Source organism: Nocardia ninae NBRC 108245, from assembly GCF_007990755.1.
Classification (GTDB): Bacteria; Actinomycetota; Actinomycetes; order Mycobacteriales; family Mycobacteriaceae; genus Nocardia; species Nocardia ninae.
Window position 1 is genome coordinate 96,650 of the sequence record NZ_BJXA01000023.1, and the last position, 22,624, is coordinate 119,273.

General features: G+C 68.0%; 20 protein-coding genes, 1 tRNA gene and 1 pseudogene. 12 read left to right on the plus strand and 10 right to left on the minus strand.

Annotation, left to right across the window (positions count from 1 at the left end):
• Positions 1 to 171 precede the first annotated feature (171 nt).
• Positions 172 to 1,065 carry an Abi-alpha family protein gene (locus tag NN4_RS18880; protein WP_147132825.1) on the plus strand — a complete coding sequence of 298 codons (894 nt, stop codon included), beginning with the start codon at positions 172 to 174 and terminating at the stop codon, positions 1,063 to 1,065.
• Between the two features lie 316 nt (positions 1,066 to 1,381).
• Positions 1,382 to 1,969 carry a nuclear transport factor 2 family protein gene (locus NN4_RS18885; RefSeq protein WP_246180950.1) on the plus strand — a complete coding sequence of 196 codons (588 nt, stop codon included), beginning with the start codon at positions 1,382 to 1,384 and terminating at the stop codon, positions 1,967 to 1,969.
• Here NN4_RS18885 and NN4_RS18890 read toward each other — a convergent pair whose 3' ends face one another.
• Positions 1,970 to 3,589, minus strand: coding sequence for a peptide chain release factor 3 (locus NN4_RS18890; protein ID WP_147132828.1), 1,620 nt, complete (start codon positions 3,587 to 3,589; stop codon positions 1,970 to 1,972).
• 304 nt (positions 3,590 to 3,893) lie between these two features.
• On the opposite strand from NN4_RS18890, the gene NN4_RS18895 reads away from it, so the two are divergent.
• Together NN4_RS18895 and pth are read left to right on the plus strand one after the other, a co-directional pair.
• Entirely contained in the window at positions 3,894 to 4,508 is a 615-nt protein-coding gene (locus tag NN4_RS18895; RefSeq protein ID WP_147132832.1) for a 50S ribosomal protein L25/general stress protein Ctc, read from the plus strand.
• A gap of 22 nt (positions 4,509 to 4,530) precedes the next feature.
• A complete protein-coding gene (pth, locus tag NN4_RS18900) occupies positions 4,531 to 5,112 on the plus strand; it encodes an aminoacyl-tRNA hydrolase (RefSeq protein ID WP_147132835.1) in 582 nt (193 codons plus the stop codon).
• Between the two features lie 114 nt (positions 5,113 to 5,226).
• Here pth and NN4_RS18905 read toward each other — a convergent pair whose 3' ends face one another.
• Positions 5,227 to 6,873, minus strand: a complete 1,647-nt coding sequence (locus tag NN4_RS18905) for a fatty acyl-AMP ligase (protein ID WP_147132838.1) — start codon at positions 6,871 to 6,873, stop codon at positions 5,227 to 5,229.
• A 271-nt stretch (positions 6,874 to 7,144) separates the two neighbouring features.
• Positions 7,145 to 7,798, minus strand: a complete 654-nt coding sequence (locus NN4_RS18910) for a lysophospholipid acyltransferase family protein (RefSeq protein ID WP_147132842.1) — start codon at positions 7,796 to 7,798, stop codon at positions 7,145 to 7,147.
• Between the two features lie 105 nt (positions 7,799 to 7,903).
• Between NN4_RS18910 and NN4_RS18915 the strand changes: the two genes are divergently transcribed.
• The gene (locus tag NN4_RS18915; RefSeq protein WP_147132845.1) at positions 7,904 to 8,467 is read left to right on the plus strand and encodes a TetR/AcrR family transcriptional regulator; all 564 of its coding nucleotides are present in this window, start codon (positions 7,904 to 7,906) and stop codon (positions 8,465 to 8,467) included.
• Positions 8,468 to 8,496: 29 nt separating this feature from the next.
• Here the strand turns inward: NN4_RS18915 and NN4_RS18920 are convergent, their stop codons facing one another.
• The gene (locus NN4_RS18920) at positions 8,497 to 9,681 is read right to left on the minus strand and encodes an aminotransferase class V-fold PLP-dependent enzyme (protein ID WP_147132847.1); all 1,185 of its coding nucleotides are present in this window, start codon (positions 9,679 to 9,681) and stop codon (positions 8,497 to 8,499) included.
• Positions 9,682 to 9,883: 202 nt separating this feature from the next.
• On the opposite strand from NN4_RS18920, the gene egtA reads away from it, so the two are divergent.
• The 4 genes from egtA to egtD all read left to right on the plus strand — a co-directional run bounded on the left by egtA (position 9,884) and on the right by egtD (position 14,651).
• Positions 9,884 to 11,203 (plus strand): ergothioneine biosynthesis glutamate--cysteine ligase EgtA, encoded by a 1,320-nt coding sequence (gene egtA / locus NN4_RS18925; protein ID WP_147132852.1) that lies wholly within the window; start codon positions 9,884 to 9,886, stop codon positions 11,201 to 11,203.
• Between the two features lie 151 nt (positions 11,204 to 11,354).
• Positions 11,355 to 12,701: an ergothioneine biosynthesis protein EgtB gene (gene egtB / locus NN4_RS18930; protein WP_147132858.1), complete on the plus strand. Its 1,347-nt coding sequence runs from the start codon at positions 11,355 to 11,357 to the stop codon at positions 12,699 to 12,701.
• A gap of 94 nt (positions 12,702 to 12,795) precedes the next feature.
• Positions 12,796 to 13,683, plus strand: a complete 888-nt coding sequence (locus NN4_RS18935; RefSeq protein WP_147132861.1) for a class II glutamine amidotransferase — start codon at positions 12,796 to 12,798, stop codon at positions 13,681 to 13,683.
• Positions 13,680 to 14,651 (plus strand): L-histidine N(alpha)-methyltransferase, encoded by a 972-nt coding sequence (gene egtD, locus NN4_RS18940; RefSeq protein WP_147132864.1) that lies wholly within the window; start codon positions 13,680 to 13,682, stop codon positions 14,649 to 14,651. Before NN4_RS18935 ends, egtD begins: the two co-directional genes overlap by 4 nt.
• Here the strand turns inward: egtD and NN4_RS18945 are convergent.
• The 6 genes from NN4_RS18945 to NN4_RS18970 form a co-directional block, all read right to left on the minus strand.
• Positions 14,648 to 15,310 (minus strand): DUF2461 domain-containing protein, encoded by a 663-nt coding sequence (locus NN4_RS18945; protein ID WP_147132867.1) that lies wholly within the window; start codon positions 15,308 to 15,310, stop codon positions 14,648 to 14,650. The two genes, egtD and NN4_RS18945, sit on opposite strands and share 4 nt — an antisense overlap.
• A 27-nt stretch (positions 15,311 to 15,337) precedes the next feature.
• The gene (locus NN4_RS18950) at positions 15,338 to 16,345 is read right to left on the minus strand and encodes a hypothetical protein (protein ID WP_147132870.1); all 1,008 of its coding nucleotides are present in this window, start codon (positions 16,343 to 16,345) and stop codon (positions 15,338 to 15,340) included.
• A 153-nt stretch (positions 16,346 to 16,498) separates the two neighbouring features.
• Positions 16,499 to 16,759, minus strand: a complete 261-nt coding sequence (locus NN4_RS18955) for a hypothetical protein (protein ID WP_147132873.1) — start codon at positions 16,757 to 16,759, stop codon at positions 16,499 to 16,501.
• Positions 16,760 to 16,984: 225 nt separating this feature from the next.
• On the minus strand, positions 16,985 to 17,965 hold the full coding sequence (locus NN4_RS18960) for a ribose-phosphate diphosphokinase (RefSeq protein WP_107659278.1): 981 nt from the start codon (positions 17,963 to 17,965) through the stop codon (positions 16,985 to 16,987).
• On the minus strand, positions 17,962 to 19,452 hold the full coding sequence (gene glmU, locus NN4_RS18965) for a bifunctional UDP-N-acetylglucosamine diphosphorylase/glucosamine-1-phosphate N-acetyltransferase GlmU (RefSeq protein ID WP_147132876.1): 1,491 nt from the start codon (positions 19,450 to 19,452) through the stop codon (positions 17,962 to 17,964). Before glmU ends, NN4_RS18960 begins: the two co-directional genes overlap by 4 nt.
• 107 nt (positions 19,453 to 19,559) lie before the next feature.
• A tRNA-Gln gene (locus NN4_RS18970) sits at positions 19,560 to 19,630 on the minus strand.
• A 222-nt stretch (positions 19,631 to 19,852) separates the two neighbouring features.
• Between NN4_RS18970 and NN4_RS18975 the strand changes: the two genes are divergently transcribed.
• The 3 genes and pseudogenes from NN4_RS18975 to NN4_RS18985 form a co-directional block, all read left to right on the plus strand.
• Complete coding sequence (locus tag NN4_RS18975) at positions 19,853 to 20,506, plus strand: TetR/AcrR family transcriptional regulator (RefSeq protein WP_135233382.1); 654 nt, start codon at positions 19,853 to 19,855, stop codon at positions 20,504 to 20,506.
• A 182-nt stretch (positions 20,507 to 20,688) separates the two neighbouring features.
• On the plus strand, positions 20,689 to 21,336 hold the full coding sequence (locus tag NN4_RS18980) for a TetR family transcriptional regulator (protein WP_014988187.1): 648 nt from the start codon (positions 20,689 to 20,691) through the stop codon (positions 21,334 to 21,336).
• A gap of 81 nt (positions 21,337 to 21,417) precedes the next feature.
• Positions 21,418 to 22,624 (plus strand): annotated as a pseudogene (locus NN4_RS18985) (transcription-repair coupling factor); the annotation flags it as partial.

The window sequence follows — 22,624 nt, forward strand, 5'->3', positions numbered from 1 at the left end:
GCGGGGTCCACCTCCAGTGCGCGGTGCCACAGTGTCGCACGTCGAGACATCGGTCACAGTGTTTGTGCGGAATGCCGCATCGGCTGGGCCCGACCGCGACAATGACCAGCGACACAGGGGGCAGTAATCTGTGGGGCGGGATTCGTTCACCTGGCGATATCGGAGTATGACGTGGCAGACGATAGGACCGGACAAGACATCACCCGAGCCGGTTCCCGCGCCGTTGAGCGCAGTTCGGATGTCGAACAGCGGCAGATCAGCAACGAGGCTCGGCTGATCCGCGGCGTATTCCGTGCGGCCGGCGTCGCGGCGGGCAGTGTCGTGCGCGGCGGGCAGTGGGCGGTCGGCACCACCTACGAGGTCACCAAGGAGATCACCCAGGCCGCGCTGGACGGTGAGTCGTCCGCCGATATCGCCGAGCGAACCGGAAATGCGTTGCGCTCCATAGCCCGTAGCGCACTCGGCGTCACCGAGGGCTCGGTGCGCGAGATCGTCAGCTACGTGCCGACGCCGAACGGTCCCGGTAATAGCAGCGGTGCGCAGCAGCAGGCGCTGGCCGTCGGTTCCTATCTTCGTTCGGCGAGCATCGATGAGCTACGCAGACGCGGCGACGCACTGCTCGCCCGATCCGCCGACGTCTATTTCACCGAAGACGTGCACCCCGCCTACGACCGAATCCTCGACGAACTGGCTCCCGACGAGGCACGCATCCTGCGCTTCATGGCGCAGAACGGCCCGCAGCCCTCGGTCGACGTGCGGACCAACCGCCCGCTCGGCATCGGCTCCGAACTGGTGCAGGGGGATCTGACCTCGGTGCCCGAGCAGGCCGGCGTGCGCTACCCGGACCGGTCCCGCCTCTACCTCATCAACCTCAACCGGCTCGGGCTGACCGTGGTCTCCGACGACCCGGTGGTGCTGAGCCGATACATGGTGCTCGAGGTGCAGCCGCTGGTCGAGGCGGCGCTGAAGAAGGCGGGCCGCGCACCGAAGATCGTGCGCAAGAGTCTGCGCCTCACCGAGTTCGGCGAGGACTTCTGCCGCACCTGCTTCACCATCGGTAACTGACGCGGGATTCTCCGCGCACAGCCGGTCAGCCACCGATTCTCGGGACTGAGAATCGCGGTGTAAACCACCGACACCCAATGGCGGGCCGTAGTCGCCATGCGCCGAGGACGCGGACGCGGATGGTACAAATCTCCCAAATCATGAAGCTGGCGGGCTTCGGATGGGATTGTTAAGTATGGATCAGGGAACCGGCGGGCAGGGCCGCGGCGACCCGAGCGCGGGTGGTGGCGGGCAGGAACGGAACAACTCGGGGATCGGCGTCGGCGCACAGCAGCGCGGCGACCCGTCGATCGGCGTCGGCGGGCGAGTCACCGGAATGAACGCAGGCGAGCAGCAACGCCGCGAGGACGCACGGCGCGTCGACGATCGGAAACTGGACGACGTCACGGCGATCAGCCGGCTGAAGTTCCGCTACTTACGCACCCTCGACACGAAATCTTGGGATGAGTTCGCGGACACCATGATTCCCGAGGCTACCGCCACCTATAGCGAATACCTGCAGTTCGAATCGCGCGACGCGTTCCTCGCCTTCATGCGCAACACTCTGGGACCGCACGTCATCACCGAACACCGCTGCGACCACCCCGAAATCGATATCGACGGTGACTCCGCGACCGGCACCTGGTACCTCGCCGACACCGTGCTCATCCCCGGCCACAACATGCTGCTGCGCGGCGCGGCCTTCTACTCCGATGAATATGTCCGCTGCGACGACGGCCGCTGGCGCATTTCGCATACCGGTTACGAACGCACCTATGAAGTGGTGCTCTCGCTCAGCGACCTGCCCAGCCTGCGCCTGACATCGAGCCGCTGGGGCCTGATTTCCCGGGAAGACGGCGTCATTTCGTCCGTCGAACGCGACCCGGGCGCCCCGCCCGTGCGGCGCGAACCCGAAGCCGGGTGATCAGTCCGCGGTCGCGACCAGTGGCTCCAGCGTCAGCTTCGGGAATTCCTTCTCGATGTACTGCAACCGCCACTTGTCGCTGAACAGCGCGAGCAGCGCACCGTCGCTGCGGGTGAACACCTCGACGCCGCGCTGCTTGCCGAGTTCGTCCGCCGACGCCGCATCGGTACGCCTGGCCAGCGTGTAGGGCAGGTTGTCCAGCTTGGTCTCGACGTTGAACTCGGTCAGCATGCGCGCGGTGACCACCTCGAACTGCATCGGCCCGACGGCCGCGAGCACGGGGGACGCGTCGCCGCGAATATCGTTGCGCAGCACCTGCACCACGCCCTCGGAGTCGAGCTGATCGATGGCCTTGCGGAACTGCTTGTACTTGCCCGCGCTCTCGGCGCGCAACACCGCGAAGTGCTCCGGCGCGAACGACGGGATCGGTGGGAACTCCACCTTCTTGTCCACGAACAGCGTGTGGCCCGGCGCCAGCGCCGTCGCGTTCACCAGGCCGACCACGTCACCCGGGTAGGCGGTGTCGACGGTGTTGCGCTCCCGGCCGAACACGGTCAAAGCGTATTTCGTCGCGAACGGCCGACCGGTCTGCGCGTGCGTGACCACCATGCCGCGCTCGAACTCGCCGGAGACGATCCGCATGAACGCCAGCCGGTCCCGGTGCGCGGCATCCATGCCTGCCTGCACCTTGAACACCACCGCGCTGAACGGCTCGGTGACCTCGCGCGCGCCGCCGTTGACGTCAGGGCGCGGACCCGGCGCGGGCGCCAGCGACACCAGCGTCTCCAGCAGCTGCCGCACCCCGAAGTTCAGCATCGCCGAGGCATAGATGACCGGCGAGGTCTGCCCGGCGAGGAACATCTCCTGGTCGTGGTCCTGCCCGGTGGCCGAGAGCAGTTCACTCTCCTCGACCGCGGTCGTCCACGCCTCGCCCTCGCGGGCCTCGGCCTGCTCCGGGGTCAGCGACTCCTCCGGCGCGATGGTCGCGCCACCGGCGGTGCGGGTGAAGTGCACGTATTCGAGCGGGGCGCCCTCCTCACCGCGGCGCAGCAACCCGCGGAAGTCGCCCGCGATGCCGACGGGCAGGAACAGTGGCGTGGGGGTGAGCCCGATCCGCTCGCTGATCTCGTCGAGCAGTTCCAGCGGCGCCTGGCCCGGCCGGTCCCACTTGTTGATCACGGTGATGACCGGGATGCCGCGATGGCGGCACACCTGGAACAGCTTGAGCGTCTGCGGCTCCAAGCCCTTCGCGGCGTCGATCAGCATCACCGCGGCGTCGACGGCGGTGAGCACCCGGTAGGTGTCCTCGGAGAAATCGGAGTGACCCGGCGTATCGACGAGGTTGATCACGCTGTCGGTGTCGGAGCCCTCGGCGCGGTAATTGAACTGCAGCGCGGTCGAACTGACCGAGATGCCGCGCGCCTTCTCCATCTCCATCCAGTCCGAGACGGTGGAGCGGCGTCCGGCCTTGCCGTGGATCGCGCCGGCCTCGGAGATCATCCTGGCGTGCAGCGCCAGCGCCTCGGTGAGCGTCGACTTGCCCGCGTCGGGGTGCGAGATCACCGCGAATGTGCGCCGTCGGGAAACCTCGGCGGGCAGTCCCTCAGGGGTGGCGGTCAACGGAACAACCTTTCACAGACGACCGATCGGCAACCGCTCTAATCTACGCGATCACCCTTGCCTCGACACGACCAGCGCCTGACCACCCGATTCCATCTGCGCATAACCATTGCGGTATGGTGTTCGGGTTGTCTCGGCGAGGGTGACCGCAGACCTGATTTTGCGTTCACCGTGATCGACGCGGCTCGGCTTCCGGCCGTCCCCGTTCGTTCTTCGTCGGACGAGTAGACCAATCAGCCAGGGCGGAAACAGACCCTGGCGCACTGTTGACAGCCCGGAACAGCCGTAGGGAGTAGATCCAGTCATGTCCGACGCCAACCTTCTCGAAGCCGCCGTACGCACCGAGTTCGGTAAGGGTGCCGCCCGCCGTACCCGTCGCGCGGGCAACGTTCCCGCCGTGCTGTACGGCCACCAGGCCGACCCGCAGCACCTCTCGCTCGATGCCCGCGCCTTCTCCGCCATTCTGCGCGAGCACGGCACCAACGCGGTGCTCAGCCTCGTCATCGACGGCAAGAAGCAGCTCGCGCTCACCAAGTCCGTTGTCGTGCACCCGATTCGCCGCTACATCGAGCACGCCGACCTGCTCATCATCAAGAAGGGCGAGAAGGTCACCGCCGATGTGAACGTCATCATCACCGGCGACGCCGCGCCCGGCACCCTGGTCACCCAGGACGCCACCACCATCTCCATCGAGTCCGACGCGATGAACATTCCCGAGTCCATCGAGGTCTCGGTCGAGGGCGTCGAGGCGGGCACCCAGATCAACGCAGGCTCGCTCGAGCTGCCCAAGGGCGTCACGCTGAACGTCGACGCCGAGACGCTGATCGTCAACGTCATCGCCGCGCCGCAGTCCGAGGCCGAGGTCGAGGAAGCCGCCGAGGCTGCCGAGGCCGCCGCCGAAGCCGCGAGCGCCGAGTAAGTACACCGGTATCGGTTATTAGATGACCGACGCCGCGACCGGGCCCGCGCTCGTTGTCGGACTGGGCAACCCAGGACCCGAATACGAGCGCACCCGGCACAACGTGGGGTTTCTGGTCGCCGACGTGCTCGCGCAGCGCGTCGGCGGCCGTTTTGCCGTGCACAAGAAGTCCGGCGCCGACCTGTTGCAGGCCCGCCTCGACGGCCGCCAGGTGCTGATCGCCAAGCCGCGCTCGTTCATGAATCTGTCCGGGCGCCCGGTCGCCGCGCTGGCGAAATTCTTCTCGGTGCCACTCACCGAGGTGATCGTCGTGCACGACGAACTCGACCTGCCCTTCGGTGAGATCCGGCTCAAGCGCGGCGGTGGCGAGGGCGGGCACAACGGCCTCCGCTCCGTGTCGAGCGCGCTGACCACCAAGGACTACCTGCGCACCCGGATCGGCATCGGCCGTCCGCCCGGTCGGCAGGATCCGGCCGACTACGTGCTCAAGCCGTTCGCGGCGGCCGAACGCAAGGAGATCCCGGTGATCGTCGAGCAGGCCGCCGACGCCGTCGAGCTGTTGCTGCGCGTCGGACTGGAAACCGCGCAGAACCAAGTGCATTGAGGGCAGGCGTGGCGAATGCGCCATGCTGCCAATGCTTTTCGATAGCTCGAGTGGCTGTTCAGCCGAGTTCGGCGCGCCCGTACCACCGACCCGGCGGTACGGGCGCAGTGCTGTTCAGCGCAGGTGCGCGGCGGTGGCGGCGCGGCGCAGCTTGCCCGAGGACGTCTTGGGCAGTGCGCCGGGGCCGAGCACGGCGACGGTGCGCGGACGGGAACCTACCTCGGAGAACACCGCGTGCACGATCTCGCGCTCGATCCGCTTGACCGCCTCGGGATTCTGGTAGTCGTTGCTCTCCACCACCACCGCGAAACTCTCCCGCTTCTGCCCGGCGTCCAGGCGCACGGCGACCGCGTTACCCGGCCGCACGCCGCTCACCCGGGTGGCGGCGCGCTCGATGTCGGTGGGGTAGATATTGCGACCGCCCATGATGATGACGTCCTTGATCCGGCCGCACACCACGATCAAGCCCTCTTCGGTGAAGTAGCCGATGTCGCCGGTGTCGAGCCAGCCTGCGGCGTCCTGCGCCGGTCGGAAACCCTCGACCGTGACGTAGCCGGAAGTGACCGCAGGCCCGCGTAATTCGATCACGCCGACCGAACGCGGCGGCAGCGGCTGATGCTCCGCGTCCACCACACGACCTTCCAGATGGTCGACCAGGTAACCCAGCGTGGGCAGCCTGCGGATGTTGCCGGGATGCCCGTGCTCGTCGGGCACCGGAACGGCCTTGCCGAGTGCCTCCAGCAGGTCGGCGTCGATGACGTCGAGCACCTGGCCCAGGCCGGGATCCGGAATCGACACGGCCAGCGTAGTTTCCGCCATGCCGTACACGGGGGTGAGCGCCATCGGGCTGAGCCCGAAGCGCTTTCCGGTCGCGGCCAGTGTCTCCATGGTGTCCGGGTCGACCGGCTCCGCACCGTTCCACATGTAGCGGACGCTGCTCAGATCGAAGGCGCCGTCGTCGGCCTGCTTCAGTCTGCGGGCGAGCAGCGAGTACGCGAAGTTCGGTGCGGCGGTGACGGTTCCGCGATACTTGGTGATCAGCTCGGCCCACAGTAACGGGCGCATCAGGAAGTCCAGCGGCGTCACGCACACCACCTCGGCGCCGATTTGCATGGGGACGCTGAGGAATCCGACCATGCCCATGTCGTGGAACAGCGGCAGCCAGCTGACCATCACGTCGTCGTCGAGCTGGAATTTGACCCGATCGAACATGGCGTAGGCGTTGACGAAGAAGTTGCCGTGCGTGATCCGCACCGCCTTGGGCGATCCGGTGGATCCGGAGGTCAACTGCTGCAAGGCGATATCGTCCTCGGCGGTCGGCACCGGGTCGGTGTCGGTGCCGTCGCGCAGCTGGTCGATCCGCACCACCGTGATGCCGCGCTCGCGCAGCAGCGGTTCGGCCGCCTCGAACGGGGCGCCGAGCACCACCGCGCGCGCCTCGATCATGGTCAGCACCGTCTCGGTGTCGCGCGCCCAGACGACCAGATCGGTGCGCGGCGTCGGCTGGTGCAGCATGGTGATCGACGCGCCGCGCATCCAGATGGCCTGGCAGGCCGGGGCGATGTCGACCGGCATGCCCGCGAGTACACCCACCGCGTCACCGTGTCCGATGCCTGCCGCTGCGAGCCCACCGGCCATCCGCCGGGCGATCCGGTGGATCTCGCCCCAGCTCTGACGCAGCGGTGCGTTCGGTTCGCCGGTCACCAGCCCCCGGGTAGACGCCTGCGCCGTCGCATACATCTCGTCGGTGAACCTGCTCAACGTCAACTCCCTCATCACCAGCTTCGGGTCGCCTGCCGACCTCCATCAACTATCCCGCCATTCCGGCGTGGCGTTAACCCTTTTCCAGCGTGTCTGCGTTTGCTGGAGTGTCGCGGGTAACCGGGCGCACGGTTCGGAGCGCGCCTGTGCGCGGATCCGGTCCGGAGCGCGCGCGGCCGGTCTTCCTGATATTTCGGTGCCCGCCCATTGCTGCAGTGCCCCATCGATCCTCGGCGGATGACGACCGTGTGGGCCGAGGGTGGAGCGCCGGTCAGCGAAAAGTGGTGGCGTACTGGTCGACGTAGTGGCGTCCCGCGCGGGTTGCGAGATCGCGCATCAGTTCGTCGGTCGCGGTGCGCGCGGTGTGGTGTTGCTCGGCGGGCAGGTAGTAGCGCGGGGTGCCGAAGCTGATCCGCACCTTGCCGAAGCGGGGCAGTCGGCTGCCGCGGGGGTTGACGCGATCGGTGCCGGAGAGCACCACCGGGATCACCGGTGCGCCGGTCGCCATCGCGACCCGCAGCGTGCCGGTGCGGCCGCGGTAGATCCGTCCGTCCGGCGAGCGGGTGCCCTCGGGGTGGATGGCCCACACGCCGCCCGCTTCGAGAATTCGGGTGGCGGCGGCGAGTGCGTCGGCCGCGGCGCTACCGCCGGTCCGGTCGACCGGCACCTGGCCCGTCGCCGAGAAGAACCACCGCTGGAATCGGCCGCGCAGGCCGGTGCCGGTGAAGTACTCCTGCTTGGCCAGGAACGTGACGCGCCGCGGCAGCACGAGCGCCAGGTACAGCGAGTCGATCACCGCCAGGTGGTTGGCCGCGACGATCACTGGCCCGGTGCGCGGAACATGATCCAGCCCTTCGATTTCGGGTCTGCCGAGCGCCCGCAGCACGGGGCCGAGCAACACGTGTTTGAAGAGCCAGTACCACACGGAGAACCTCCCGATCGGAATGTGTAGACAATGTCTACCGCACTGGCGTAGACAGTGTCTACACCCGGATGTGGAGGCTGGATGGCTGCCGTAGACAATGGCTGCATGGTCGAGAGTGAAACCCTGCGGGAGCGCCTGGTCGGGACGGGTGTCGACCTGTTGGAAGAGGTCGGCGCGGCGCAATTGGGACTTCGTGCCATCACGCGCGCCGCCGGTGTCTCACATGGGGCACCGCGCAGGTATTTTCCGACGCACCGCGCGCTGCTCGCGGCCATCGCGGCGCGCGGGTTCGCCGATCTGATCGCCCGGTTCGCCGCGGCCGATCCCGGTGGGTCCGCCCGAGATCGGCTGGCGCGCATGAGCGTCGAGTACGTCGAGTTCGCCGGCGAGCGGCCGGAGATGTTCACCCTGATGTTCCGGCACGACCTGCTCGAAGGCTCCGGGGAAAACCTCCGCGCGACAACGTTGCCGTTGTTCGAGCGGTTCGTGGCGCTGGTAACCGAGGCCGCCGAGGCCGGCTCCGTGGATGCTGCGCAGCGTGCGATCGCGCTGTGGACGAATCTGCACGGCATCGCCGCACTCCAGGCGAATCGCAGCCTGCGCCTGGTCGCACCCGCCGCCGACCTCCGCGCCCTCGTGGACCGCGCCCTCGAATTACATCTGGCCTGAACGCAATTCCGCCGGTGTCCGGCAGCTGCTTACAGCGCGGCGATGGCGGCCACGAATCGGTCCAGCTCCTCGAAGCTCACGAAGCAGTGCGGGGAGGCGCGGACCACGGACTGCAGCCCGCGACCGGTCATGTCCAGTAGCGTCGAGCCTGCCCGACTGACGGTCACGGTGATGTTCTGCTCGGCGAGCCGGTCGCGCACCGCGAGGGAATCGACACCGTCGACGGTGAACGACACGATGCCGCTGTGCTGAACGCCGATGTCGCGCACCGTCACTCCGGGAATCTCCGGCAGTGCCTTGCGCAGGTGCTCGGCGCGGGCCGAGATGGCCTCGTACACATTCGCGGGCCCGAGCTCGAGCAGGTAGCGCACGGCCGCGCCGAGACCCAGCCGCGCGGCCACATCGCATTCCCAGAACTCGAAGCGGCTCGCGTCGGGTGCGAGGCGGTATTCGTCCGGGGCGGTCCACTCCGCGCTGTGCAGGTCGAGCCGCGCCGGTTCCATCGTTGCCGCCAATTCCGGTCGCACGTAGAGGAATCCGGTGCCGCGCGGCCCGCGCAGCCACTTTCGGCCGGTGGCCGAGAGCGCGTCGACGTCGAGTTCGGCCACATCGATCGGGAGTTGCCCGGTCGACTGGCAGGCGTCGAGCAACACCAGCGCACCGACCGAACGCGCGATCCTGGTGGCCTCGGCGGCGGGGTTGACCAGGCCGCCGTTGGTGGGCGCGTGCAGCACCGAGACCAGCTTGACCCGCTCGTCGACCAGCGCCGACAGCGCGTCCAGGTCGAGCTGCCCGGTGCTGTCGCTCGGGATCTTCTCCACGGTGGCTCCGGTGGCGCGGGCACGTTGCAGCGCCGCGATGGCGTTGCTCGCGTAGTCGGCCTCGGAGACCAGTATCCGATCGCCCTCGGCCAGCGGAATCGAGTAGAAGAAGTCGGCCCATGCGCGAGTCGCGCTGTCGCTCAACGCGATACTGGACGGCGCCGCGTTGATGAGCGTGCCGATCGCGCTCTTCACCGCGGCGAGATCGTCGAGGCGCTCGTTCGCGGCCCGATAGCCACCGACCTCGGCTTCGCGGCGCAGATGATCGACGACGGTGTCCAGGACGACGCGCGGAGGCAGTGACGATCCGGCGCTGTCGAGGAACACCGGACCCGGCTCGGCACCGGACGCGCAACCAGGGGTGTCGGCTCGGACACGATCTTCAGCCAGCATGATTCCGACCTTAACTGGCGCGGCGGGGCGGGGTCTGTCCGTGCCCGGTCGGTCCCCAGTTCGGATTCTTGTCGATTTCTTGTCGGTAGTGATCGCTACTCTGGATGGATGCCGCGAGCGGAATACAAACCGGCCACGCGGCGATAACAGAACGACGGCGGACACGAAACCACAGCGCATCGGACCCACAGTGGAGGTTGGTATGGCGGTCACGCTGGAGCATTCGGAGCTGGTCAGCCGGGTAATCCACGATGGGGAGCTAGGCTCGCGAGCCGCCGCCGAGGCGTATATCGGCGGTGTCTGCTTCAAGCAGGGACCACCGACGCTGATCGGCGCCGAGCTCGAATGGCTCACCGTGCAGGGTGAGTGTTCGGCGTCAGGCCCTTCGGCCGCCCCGCGTCCCCAGTTGACTGCCCTGGCGGATGCCCTCGGACCGTATGCACCGCGGTCCATCGCCCCCGATTCCCCGGAATCGGCCTTACCAGGGGGCAGCCGGGTCACCATCGAACCCGGTGGCCAGATCGAATTGTCCAGCGCACCGTTCGCTGATGCCGCGCAGCTGAATACCTCGCTCCGCGACGATGCCCGCCTGCTGCGGGAACTTCTCGAATCTCGTTCCATCCGCACCGTTTCCGTCGCTGCCGACGCGGACCGCCGCCCCAAGCGGCTGCTCCAGCTACCGCGCTATCGCGCCATGGAACAGACCTTCGCCGGCATCGGCCCGTTCGGCAAACTCATGATGTGCAATACCGCCGCGACCCAGGTCAGCGTCGACGCCGGTGCCGATCGCGCCGATATCGCCGCCCGCTGGACCGCGCTCTACGCCATCGGCCCGGCGTTGCTCGCCGCCTTCGCCTGTTCGCCCGCGCTACGCGGCGCCCCGGCGGGGGAGTGGGCGTCGCAACGCATGCGGGCCTGGCTGCGGCTGGACAACGCCAGAACCCGGCCGCCGCTGATGGACTGGGTGGATCCGATCCACGGCTACAGCAGGTGGGCGCTGGACGTGCCGCTGCTGTGCGTTCGAAGACCCGACGACCATGCCCGCGCACCCGGTGACAGCGATACCGGGTGGTCCCCGCCGCCGGGAGCGACCTTCGCGGACTGGCTCTCCGGTGCCCTCGACGACGAGGTGGGCCGCCGCCCCGACCGCAACGATCTCGACTATCACCTGACCACGCTGTTCCCGCCGGTGCGCGCGTCCGGTTATCTCGAGGTCCGCTACATCGACGCACAGCCCGGCGACGGCTGGACCGTGCCGATCCACGTGCTCGACGCGCTCATGTCCAGCCGGACCGTCGTCGCCGAGGCGACCGCCATCGCCGCACCGCTGGCGGGCCACTGGCTCGACGCCGCCCGCTACGGGCTGGCCGATCTGGACATCCGGGCCGTGGCGGTCGAGCTCCTCACGCTGGCCGCGGCCCACGCGGCGACGGACGAGGCGGTTCGGGAGATCGAAGCCGCCGCGGAACGATGTCGCAGCGGCCAGGGACCCGGGGCGGGCGGTCCCGGAGCCGTCTCGTGACACGAGCGGCAGCGAGCGAACCGCGGCCGCTGCACGGCAGCGTCGAGCTGCCATCGAGCCGAGTCGTGCAAAGAGCTTGTCTGCATTGCCGATCCGGCCCGGCGTTGCGCCGTGCCGACGCCGACGCCGAACTAGCCCACGGAGACCTATCGTGACGATTCACCATCCGCCTGCCTCCGACGTTTCCGACACCGAGAGACTGCGTGACCGGATCGCCGAGGTGCTGACCCGCGCCAGGCAGCGCACGCTCACCCTCACCGACTGCATCGACGAAGCCGAACTGGTGGCGCAGCATTCACGGCTGATGAGCCCGCTGGTGTGGGATCTCGCGCACATCGGCAACCAGGAAGAACTGTGGCTGGTCCGCGATGTCGGCGGCCGCGAGCCGGTGCGCGCCGACATCGACGAGCTGTACGACGCGTTCAAGCACGCCCGCTCGAACCGCCCCGCGCTGCCGCTGCTGGACCCGACCCAGGCCAGGGGATATGTCGGCACCGTCCGCGACAAGGTGTGGGATGTGCTGGACCACAGCGATTTACGCGGCGCACCGCTGATCGATGGCGGCTTCGCCTTCGGCATGATCGCTCAGCACGAGCAGCAGCACGACGAGACCATGCTGGCCACCCACCAATTGCGTACCGGCCCAGCAGTATTGACGGCCCCCGCCGTGCCGGTTACGACTACGCCCGTCACCGGCGAAGTCGTTGTTCCCGCAGGCGAATTCACCATGGGCACGTCCACCGAGCCGTGGGCGCTGGACAACGAGCGCCCCGCGCACCGAGTTCGATTGCCCGGCTTCGCCATCGACGCCGCGCCGGTGACCAACGAGCAGTACCTGGCCTTCATCGACGACGGCGGCTACGAGCGCCCCGAGCTATGGTCCGAACGCGGTTGGGCGCACCGGCAGGAGGCGGGCCTGGTCGCGCCGCAATTCTGGGAGCGCGACCCAGCCGGTCACTGGTGGCGTCGCGTCTTCGGTGTGATGACGCCGCTGCGCCCGCACCAGCCGGTGGTGCATGTGTGCTGGTTCGAGGCCGAGGCCTACGCGAACTGGGCGGGCAAGCGGCTGCCCACCGAGGCCGAGTGGGAGAAGGCCGCACGGCACGACCCGGCCACCGGCGCCGACCGCCGATTCCCGTGGGGCGACGCCGAACCCGATGCGGCCACCGCGAATCTCGGCCAGCGCCACCTGGAACCCGCTGACGTGGGCGCCTATCCGGCGGGTGCGACACCTGCTGGAGTGCATCAGCTCATCGGCGACGTCTGGGAGTGGACCGCATCAGGTTTCGATCCGTACCCGGGCTTCCACGCCTTCCCTTATCGGGAGTACTCGGAAGTTTTCTTCGGCGGCGACTACCGGGTGCTGCGCGGCGGCTCGTTCGGCACCGACCCGGTGGCCTGCCGCAGCACCTTCCGCAACTGGGACCACCCGATCCGGCGGCAGATCTTCTCGGGATTCCGGCTCGCTCGCGATCTGCGGCAGGGGGAGGGCGAGTGAGCGCGAAGGTTGCCCGCCGTCGGTCTCGGCCGCCAGGTGTGCGGAGCCGATCAGTGCGGCAAACTTCCGGTCGCTCAACGAGAGGTGGTTACTGATGTGCAGACATCTCGGTTACCTGGGCCCGACGGTGAGTGTCGGTGAGATGCTTACGGCCGGTACGCATTCCCTGCGCACCCAGTCCTGGGCGCCGCGGGACATGCGCGGCGGCGGCACGGTCAACGCCGATGGGTTCGGTGTCGCGTGGTGGCGCGCCGCCGAGGTCGACGGCACCCGAAACCCCTTGGCGACCAGCGCCTTACCCGGCGACGGCTCGCCGAACAGCACGTTGATCGCCAGCCGGTACCGCAACGCCGCGCCCATCTGGACCGACCCGGCGGTGGAAGAGGTACTGGCGCAGCTGCATTCGACCGCCGTGCTGGGGTCGATCCGGTCGGCCACCGTGGGCATGCCCATCGAGCGGACCGCGTGTGCGCCGTTCACCAGCGGTCGCTGGGCCTTCAGTCACAACGGTGCGGTGCCGAATTGGCGTCCGGTAGTCACCGCGGTGTCCTCCGACCTGGACATGGCCGCCACCCAAGTCGGCGCGACCAGGCTCTTCGAGACGATTCAGCTGCTCGAAGCGGAAGCACCGACCGACGCCGCGACGCTCTGGGTACTGCTGCGACAGATGCTCACCGCAATGGAGCCGGGCGGTTTCGTAGATTCCCCGGCCACCGCCCTCGGCCTGCTCGTGTCCGGCGTGCTGCGCCACGCACCCAACGCCCGGCTCAACTTCCTGCTCGGCGACGGCGAAACCCTCTGGGCCACCACGGTGCACCACTCGCTGTCGGCCCTGATCACCGACACCGTCGCGGTGCTCGCCTCCGAACCCTATGACGACGACCCGAATTGGCAGTCGATCCCCGACCGCAGCCTGGTGATCGCTCGGCCGGGCCAGCTTTCCATCGATCCATTGCCCGACGGCACGAAAGGCGCACGATGACCGCACCGACGCTGGAGATCCACCTATCCGACGACGACCTCACCTCGGCATTGCGGGCGGACGCCCGGCTCGGCCTCACCGCCGACCCGAAGTGGCTGCCGCCCAAGTGGTTCTACGACGCCCGCGGCAGTGAATTGTTCGAGCAGATCACCGAGCTCCCCGAGTACTACCCGACGCGCACCGAACGCGCGCTGCTGGAGCGGGTGGTCGGCGAGATCGCCCGGGCCGCGCAGGCCGAGGTGCTGGTCGAGCTCGGTGCGGGCTCGGCGGCCAAGACGCGGCTGCTGCTGTCCGCGCTGACCGCCGAGGGTCCGCTGAAGACCTATGTCCCGCAGGATGTCTCGGCCACGGCGCTGCGCGCGGCGGCGGACGAGATCGCGGGCGAGTTTCCCGGGCTCGCCGTGCACGGTGTGGTCAGCGACTTCACCGACACCCTGCACAACCTGCCCGGCGGCGGCCGCCGGATGATCGCGTTCCTCGGCGGCACCATCGGCAATCTGGTTCCCGCGGAACGCGCCGAATTCCTCGCGAGCATCTACGAGGTGCTCGAGCCGGGCGAGCAGCTGCTGCTCGGTGCGGGGCTGGTGATCGACCCCGCCGTGCTGGTCCCCGCTTATGACGACGCGGCAGGCGTCACCGCGGAGTTCAACCGGAATGTGCTGCACGTATTGAACTCCCGGCTCGACGCCGATTTCGCGCCGGAGAAGTTCGAGCACGTCGCGCTGTGGGACGCGGCCAACGAGTGGATCGAGATGCGCTTGGCGGCCACCGAGGACATGACCGTCACGGTCCGCGAGCTGGACCTCACCGTGCGATTCGCCCGCGGCGAGCAGCTGCGGACCGAGATCTCGGCGAAGTTCCGGCTCGACGGTCTCGCCGCGGAGCTGAGCACCGCCGGGTTCAGCACCGAGCAGGTGTGGACCGACCCCGACAACCGCTTCGCGCTCGTCCTCGCGGCCCGCGACTAAGCGAGCAGGGGTGACCGGGTGGTCGCCCCGCTGACCACGGCGCCGAGCCAATCGATCAGGGGCCGCATCGTCTCCCAGGCGGTGCGGATCTCCTGGGCGGCCCGAGGCTTGTCCAGCCACGGCGGCGCCCCGAACTCCTTGTTGCACACCAGTGCCTTGCGCCGCAGCAGGTCGATGCGCGGATGGTCGGCGTCATAGCCTTTCGGCTTGGTCTTGAGCTGCTCACCGCCGATCGTGTACCCGGTCTTGGTCAACTTCGCCAGAATCTTCTCCAGCTCCGGACCGCGCACCTCGTGGTCGATGGTGGCGCGCAACTGGGCGATCTGTTCCGAGGACCCACCGTAGAAGCCGCCCGCGACGTAGAGCCCCGCCGCGCCGATCTGCACATACCAGCCGGTGCTCGGCGCCACCGCCACGTACGCGCCCTGATGGTCCTTGTAGGGCGTCTTGTCCTTGGAAAAGCGCACGTCGCGATACGGCCGGAAGATCTTGGCCGGACCGAAATCCGGCTCCAGCTCGGCGGTAAGGGCGAGCATCGGCGCCTTCACCGCCGTCTCGTACACGTCCTTGTGCGCGGTCCAGAACGTCTTCGAGTTGTCCGCCTCGAGATCCTCGTAGAAATCCAGCCCCGCCAGCGGAAAGCCGCTGAACTTGTTCATGACTGTGCCTCGCTCATACCGAGCAATCTACGTTCTCAGGTCTCCGTTGAAGATGAGGAACCCCACCAGGAACCCGATGATCATGGTGACGCCCGACGCGATCGCGGCCCACTTACCGAGGGATTCGCCCTTGCTGTGGCCGATCAGCCCCAGGACGATGCCCGCGGGGCCGAACAGGATGGGGCAGAACAACACCGCGACCGCGGCGCAGACGAATCCGATGATGGAGAACACCTGGGTGCCTACGGTCCGCGGGGTGGCGTATGGCTCGTAGGACTGCTGCGAGTAAGCGGCGTAGCTGCCCTGCTGCAGACCGGGCTGTTCACCGTAGCCGCCGCTCGGCGGGTAGTTGTACATCCCGCCCTGCGGATACTGCGCCGGGCCGCTCGCCTCATGCAGTGGACCGCCTCCTGGGTACTGCGGCGGGCTCGAATCTTGCGACTGGTCGCCGGGATATTGCGAGTACTGCTGCGGGCTGCCCGAATCCTGGGGTTGGCCGCTGCCGGGGTACCGCGGGTATTGCTGCTGTGGATCGGCTTGTGCGCCCCACTGCTGCTGACCACCGGTCGGCGCACCCCAACCCTGCTGTCCACCCGACGGATCCGCACTCCCATACGGTTGCGGGGTGGACGATCCGGAGCCCCACGACGGCTTACTGCTCTGCGGCCCGGCAGGTCCCGAGTCGCCGGTCGGTTGGCTGCTCGACGGCCCCGCGGGTCCGGTACCCCACGGTTGCGCATGCCCACCGAGCGGTCCGCTCGGCGCGTCGGTCGGCTGCCACCACTCGCCGGGCGCGGGCGGCGGCGGGGTGTACGGCTCACTCGAAGGTTCCGCCGCACCAACATCTTTGGACAGCGAAGGCGGCGAGCTCGCGTCTGCGGATTTCGCCGACGAGCCGGAGTCGCGCGACGCGGGCGCGGCACCGGTGTCCGTCGATGGATCTCCCGACCCGCTCGCACTCGCCGACGACGCGGACTCCGCGCCCGCCGACCCCGGCGCACCGCCGGGACGTTCCGGATTCTGCGGCGTACTCATCGCGCCTCCTCGTGTCGTCCGGCCGCCATCGCCGCGTTCCGCCGCCACCGACAGCGGGACGGAATGCGTCCGGCATGTCCGTCATGCGTACCACGGCGACCGAGCTGTCATAGCCGATTGCGCCAGGTGGCGCAGCCGGCCGTGGGCCGGATGTCAGAAATCGGAATCGTCGACGATCTCCATGGCGATCACCTCGGCGGGCCGCTCGTCGTCCTGCGCCTTCTCGGCGCGCTGTTCGCGCGGGGTCGACTCCTGCGCCAGCTCGTCGGCGATGCCGAGCCTGCCGTCGTCCTCGTTCTCGTGATAGCGAATCCGCAGGTCATCCGGCGGATCCTCGACATTGCGCTGGTAGGCGCGGATCTCGTCGGCCTGGTCGTCGTCTCCCATATCTGTGTCCAACGGTTCACGGTCCATACCCTCAGTATCCCCGTGCAAAGCCACCGCAACCGGAACCGGCGCAAAAGAAAGGTCGCCGGGCCTAAGCCATGGCGACCTTCCTACGCAATCTCTGATTTCGTGAGCACATGGGTAACTCACCGGGTACGGGCTAGCGCACCCGTGACCTCACCGCCGGTCGCCAACGCGACTGCTGTGGCGCCTAGGTCTGGCCTGAATACGCGGAGAGGCGGGCGAGCGTACCTATGCGTTGCCGTTGAAAAGGCCGGTGACCGAGCCGTTCTCGAAGACCTCGCGGATGGTGCGGGCCAGCAGCGGGGCGATGGACAGCACCGTCAGCTGCGGGAACTTCTTCTCTTCGGTGATCGGCAGCGTGTTGGTGACCACAACTTCCTTGGCACCGCAGGCGGCGAGCCGTTCGGCGGCCGGGTCGCTCAGCACGCCGTGCGTGGCGGCGATGACCACGTCACCGGCGCCCGCGTCCTTGAGCACCTTGACCGCGCCGGCGATGGTGCCACCGGTGTCGATCATGTCGTCGATCAGGATGCAGGTGCGGCCCTCGACGTCACCGACCACGCGGTTCGCCTTGATCTGGTTGGGCACCAGCGGGTCACGGGTCTTGTGGATGAACGCCAGCGGCGAGCCACCGAGCGAGTCGGCCCACTTCTCGGCGACGCGCACGCGGCCGGAGTCGGGGGAGACCACGGTGATGTGATCGAGGGTGTAGTTCGTCCGGATGTACTCGGCGAGCTGCAGCTGCGCGTGCATGTGATCGACGGGGCCGTCGAAGAAGCCCTGGATCTGGTCGGTGTGCAGGTCGACGGTGATGATGCGGTCCGCGCCCGCGGTCTTCAGCAGGTCGGCGACCAGGCGAGCCGAGATCGGTTCGCGGCCACGGTGCTTCTTGTCCTGGCGGGCGTAGGGGTAGAACGGCAGCACGGCGGTGATCCGCTTGGCCGAACCGCGCTTGAGCGCGTCGATCATGATGAGCTGCTCCATCAACCACTGGTTCAGCGGCGCGGGGAAGCTCTGCAGCACGAACGCGTCGGAGCCGCGGACCGACTCCTCGAACCGGACGAAGATCTCGCCGTTGGCGAAGTCGCGTGCCGTCTGCGGCGTGACGTGGACGTCGAGTTCCTTGGCGACCTGCTCGGCCAGCTCAGGATGAGCGCGTCCCGAGAAGAGCATGAGGTTCTTCTGGTTGTCGATCCATGACGCGGTCACTGCTGTTTGCCATCCTTTTGCTCGATTGCCTGACCGGAGTTGTCTTTGGCGGCGTTGGCTTCTGCCGCCGCGCGCGCCGCGGCCGTTCCAGGACGGTGCCGCTGCACCCAGCCCTCGATGTTCTTCTGCGGTCCGCCGGAAATCGCGAGTGCGCCGGGCGGAACGCTTCTGCGCAGTACAGTACCCGCCGCCGTATACGCTCCGTCACCCACCGTTACCGGTGCGACAAACATCGTGTCGCTTCCCGTTCGCACATGCGATCCGACAGTGGTGTGATGCTTGGTCACTCCGTCGTAGTTGACGAAAACACTCGAAGCGCCGATGTTGCTGTGCTCGCCGATGGTCGCGTCACCGACGTAGGTCAGGTGCGGCACCTTGGAGTGCGCGCCGATCGAGGCGTTCTTGGTCTCCACGAACGCGCCCAGCTTGCCGGAGTTGCCGACCACCGTGCCCGGACGTAGGTAACTGAACGGGCCGATGGTCGCGCCGGGGCCGATCATCGCGCCCTCGCCGTGCGTGCGAATGACCCGGGCGCCGTCGCCGACCACCACATCGTTCAGCGTGCTGTCCGGCCCGATCTCGGCGTCCTCGCCGATCACGGTGTCGCCGAGCAGTTGCACGCCGGGGCGCAGTATCGCGTCCCTGCTGATGCGCACGCTCGCGTCCACCCAGGTGGAGGCCGGGTCGATGATGGTGACGCCGGCCCGCATGTGCCGTTCCAAGATGTAGCGGTTGAGGGTGCTCGTCGCGTTGGCCAGCTGGACCCGGTCGTTCACGCCGGTGACCTTGGCCGCGTCGACCAGGCGGGCGCCGTGCACCGGATGCCCGGCCTCGCGGGCCAGCCGCAGCACGTCGGTCAGGTACAGCTCGTGCTGGGCGTTCGCGGTGGACAACCGGCTGATCATGGTGCGCAGCACGTTCACGTCGAACGCGTAGACACCCGAGTTGACCTCGGTGATCCCGGCCTGTTCGGGGGTGGCGTCGGCGTGCTCGACGATCTCGGCCACCCGGCCGTGCGCGTCCCGGACGATGCGGCCGTAGCCGTTCGGGTCGTCCGGCACGAAGGTCAGCACCGTCACCGCGGAGCGTTCGGTATAGCTGCGGTGCTCGTCGAGCAGCGCGGACAGCGTGTGCCCGTCCAGCAGCGGTACATCGGCGGAGGTGACGAGCAGGTCGCCGGTGAAGCCGACGGGCAGCGCGGCCAATGCGCACTGCACGGCATGTCCGGTGCCGAGCTGTTCCTCCTGAATGGCGGGGGTGATCTCCCGGCCCAGGTCGGTGGCCACCGCGTTGACGGCGGCGCCGACCTGCTCGCGGTCGTGACCGACCACGGTGATCAGGTATGCGGGGTCGATCTCGTTCGCCGCATGCAGCGCGTGCGCGAGCATGCTCCGACCGGCCAGCGAATGCAGCACCTTGGGGGTCTTCGACCGCATTCGCGTCCCGGCACCGGCTGCGAGAACGACGACGGCGGTCTGCTGTGGCATGGATCTCCCTCGGCTGCCTGTCATCGTGCTTGGCTCTGCTCATCGTGCGGGGGTCTGCTGTGCTGGGCGCCGATGTGCGGGCCAACGATAGTCATCGTGCTGCCGAGCTCCGCCGCCAGGACTCGAACCTGAACTATCTGAACCAAAATCAGAGGTGCTGCCATTACACCACGGCGGATTGTCACATCGGCGGATCGGGAACACCCGCCGCTGTGCCACGGCACGGGAAAGATCCTCGCATACACCCGCGCCTCTCCGCGATTCTTGCCGGTAGTTGGAGCGTCGACCGGGTCGCGGCGGCAGTTGATCCGGGGCGCGCCCGGGGTTGACGGCGCAATCTGCGGTGCTGTCTGGAACAGTTAAGGCACCGGACGGTCTTTGGCGAAGGGAGGCGGGAGCGATGTCTACCAGTGAACCGCCCAAGGTGTCGCGTCCGCGGATGACGGGTACCCAGCGGCGTCAGCAGTTGATCGAGATCGGTCGCGCACTGTTCGCGGAGCGGGGATACGACGCCACCTCGATCGAGGAGATCGCGCAGCGGGCCCAGGTCTCCAAACCTGTGGTGTACGAGCATTTCGGTGGCAAAGAGGGTCTGTACGCGGTCGTCGTCGACCGCGAGATGTCGATGTTGCTCGACATGATCGTCTCTTCGCTCACCCAGAATCGGTCCCGGGTCCGGCTCGAGCAGGTCGCGCTCGCGCTGCTCACCTACATCGAGGAACGCACCGACGGCTTCCGCATCCTGGTGCGCGATCAGCCGACCGGCAATGCCGAGGGCCGCTACTCCAGCCTGCTCAACGAGGCCGTGAATCAGGTGGCGCACATCCTCGCCGGGGATTTCGATCGCCGCGGATTCGACACCAGCTTGGCCACCCTCTATGCCCAGGCGTTGGTCGGGCAGGTCGCCACCGCCGCGACCTGGTGGCTGGACGAGCGCAAGCCGTCGAAAGAGGTTGTCGCCGTGCATTTGGTGAATCTGTGCTGGAACGGGCTGAGCCATCTGGAGGCCGACCCGCACCTCAGCTCGGAGTGGCGCGCCGGTATCGAGGAGTGACTCGGGTTGTTAACCAGCGAATTGCGAAGCGGGTCCAGTCGAATGCTCGAATTGACTGCCGAGGGCCCGCCTGGTGGTACGGTTCACCCATCCTTTGGGTGCTGTTCGGGCGGTAAGTCGGTCTACTTCGTGATGTCGGTCTACTTCAGGATGGCTGGTTTTTAGGATGACAGGCGGATCTGATGGCTAGGCAAGCGCGCGCGGAGATCACCCGCGACTCCGTTCTTGCGGGCGCTGCCGATGTCTTTCTGCGCTTGGGTTACGCGAACGCGAGTCTGAGCGAGATCATCGCGCAGTCCAATGTGACCAAGGGCGCCTTGTACTTTCACTTCGGCTCGAAGGAAGAGCTGGCGCGCGCGGTGGTCGACCAGGGCAACGAGCGGCTGGTCAGCTCGTGTCAGGGCTTCTTCGATCCCCGGGTGCCCGCACTCGAGGCGTGCATCGGCATCACCTACGTCGTGGCCGACCTATCGATGAACGATCCGATGGTCGGCGCGATGCTCAAGCTGACCCATCAGATCGGTGACTATCGCGGCGCGCAGGGCGACAACATCGCCAAGACGTGGGGCGACACCTACCGCGTACTCTCCGAAAGAGCCATCGCCCAAGGCGATTTGCAGCCGGAGCTCGACGCCGAGGTGATCGGCATGCTGCTACAGGAGATGACCGCGGGCGTGCACATCATCGCCGTCGGCACCGAGTCGATCGACCAGATGGCGACCAGGATGGAACGCGTCTGGTACTTCCTGCTCCCGTCGATCGTCCCCGCCGAGAAGCTCGCCTACTTCCGCGAGTTCGCGGCCCGTCGCCTGCGCAGGTACGTGCCCTAACGGCCCGAGCTCGATGTGTCGGCGGGCTTGACTAGACTCGGCTCGCTGCTGGAAATACCCGGCTCGAGCTCAGGAGTTGTGATGCCGACCCATCGCCCACCGCTGGCGGGACTCGCGGCCGTCGCCGGTGCCGACGCCGCGATGCGGACCGTCGCCGAGCTGGTCGGCAAGTCCTCGGTCGAGCTGGTCGGACCGTCCGGTGTGCGTGCGTTCGTGGCCGCGACGATCGAGGCGAAGCGGCCGCTGGTCGTCGTCACCGCGACCGGGCGCGAGGCCGATGATCTGACGATCGAGCTGGAGGAGATGCTCGGCCCGGCGGTCGCGCAGTTCCCGTCCTGGGAGACCCTGCCGCACGAACGGTTGTCGCCCGGCGCCGACACCGTCGGGCGCAGGCTCGAAGTGCTGCGCAGGCTGGCCCACCCCGAAGACCCGGCCTTCCCCGCGCCGTTGCGCGTTGTGGTGACCACCGTGCGGTCGCTCATGCAGCCGATGGCGGGCAGCCTCGGCGACATCGAGCCGATCGTGCTGCGCGTCGGCGCCGAACTGGACTTCGACGAACTACTCACGCGCCTGGTCGAATTCGCCTACAGCCGGGTCGACATGGTCGGCAAGCGCGGCGAGTTCGCAGTCCGCGGCGGCATCCTCGACCTGTTCCCGCCGACCGCCGATCATCCGGTGCGGGTGGAGTTCTGGGGCGACGAGGTCACCGAGCTGCGCCCGTTCGCCGTCGCCGACCAGCGCTCGCTGACCGAAGTCTCGGTCGATGTCGTCGTCGCGCCGCCCTGTCGCGAGCTGCTGCTCACCGCCGACGTGCGCGAGCGCGCCGCAGCGGCCGCCGTCGCCAACGCGGCCGACGCCGCTTTGGTCGAGATGCTGGAGAAGCTGTCCAACGGCGTCCCGGTGGACGGCATGGAGGCGCTGCTCCCTGTGCTGAAGCCGGGCGAGCTGCGGCTGCTCACCGAGGTGCTGCCCGAGGGCACCCATCTGCTGCTGTGCGATCCGGAGAAGATCCGCACCCGCGCCGCCGATCTGGTGCGCACCGGCGAGGAGTTCCTGGAGGCATCCTGGACCGCGGCCTCCTTCGGCGCCGCCGCGCCGCTCGGCGCGCACGGTCTGGACCTGGCTGCCTCCGGCTATCGGGCGCTGCCCGAGGTGCACGCGAGCGCGGACGAGCACGAACTGCCCTGGTGGACTTTGAGCCCGCTCACCGCAGGCACCCCGGCTGAGGTGGTGCTTCCGGTGCTGGCCGGGCCGACCGCCCGCGGCTCCGACGAGCTCGTGGCGACCA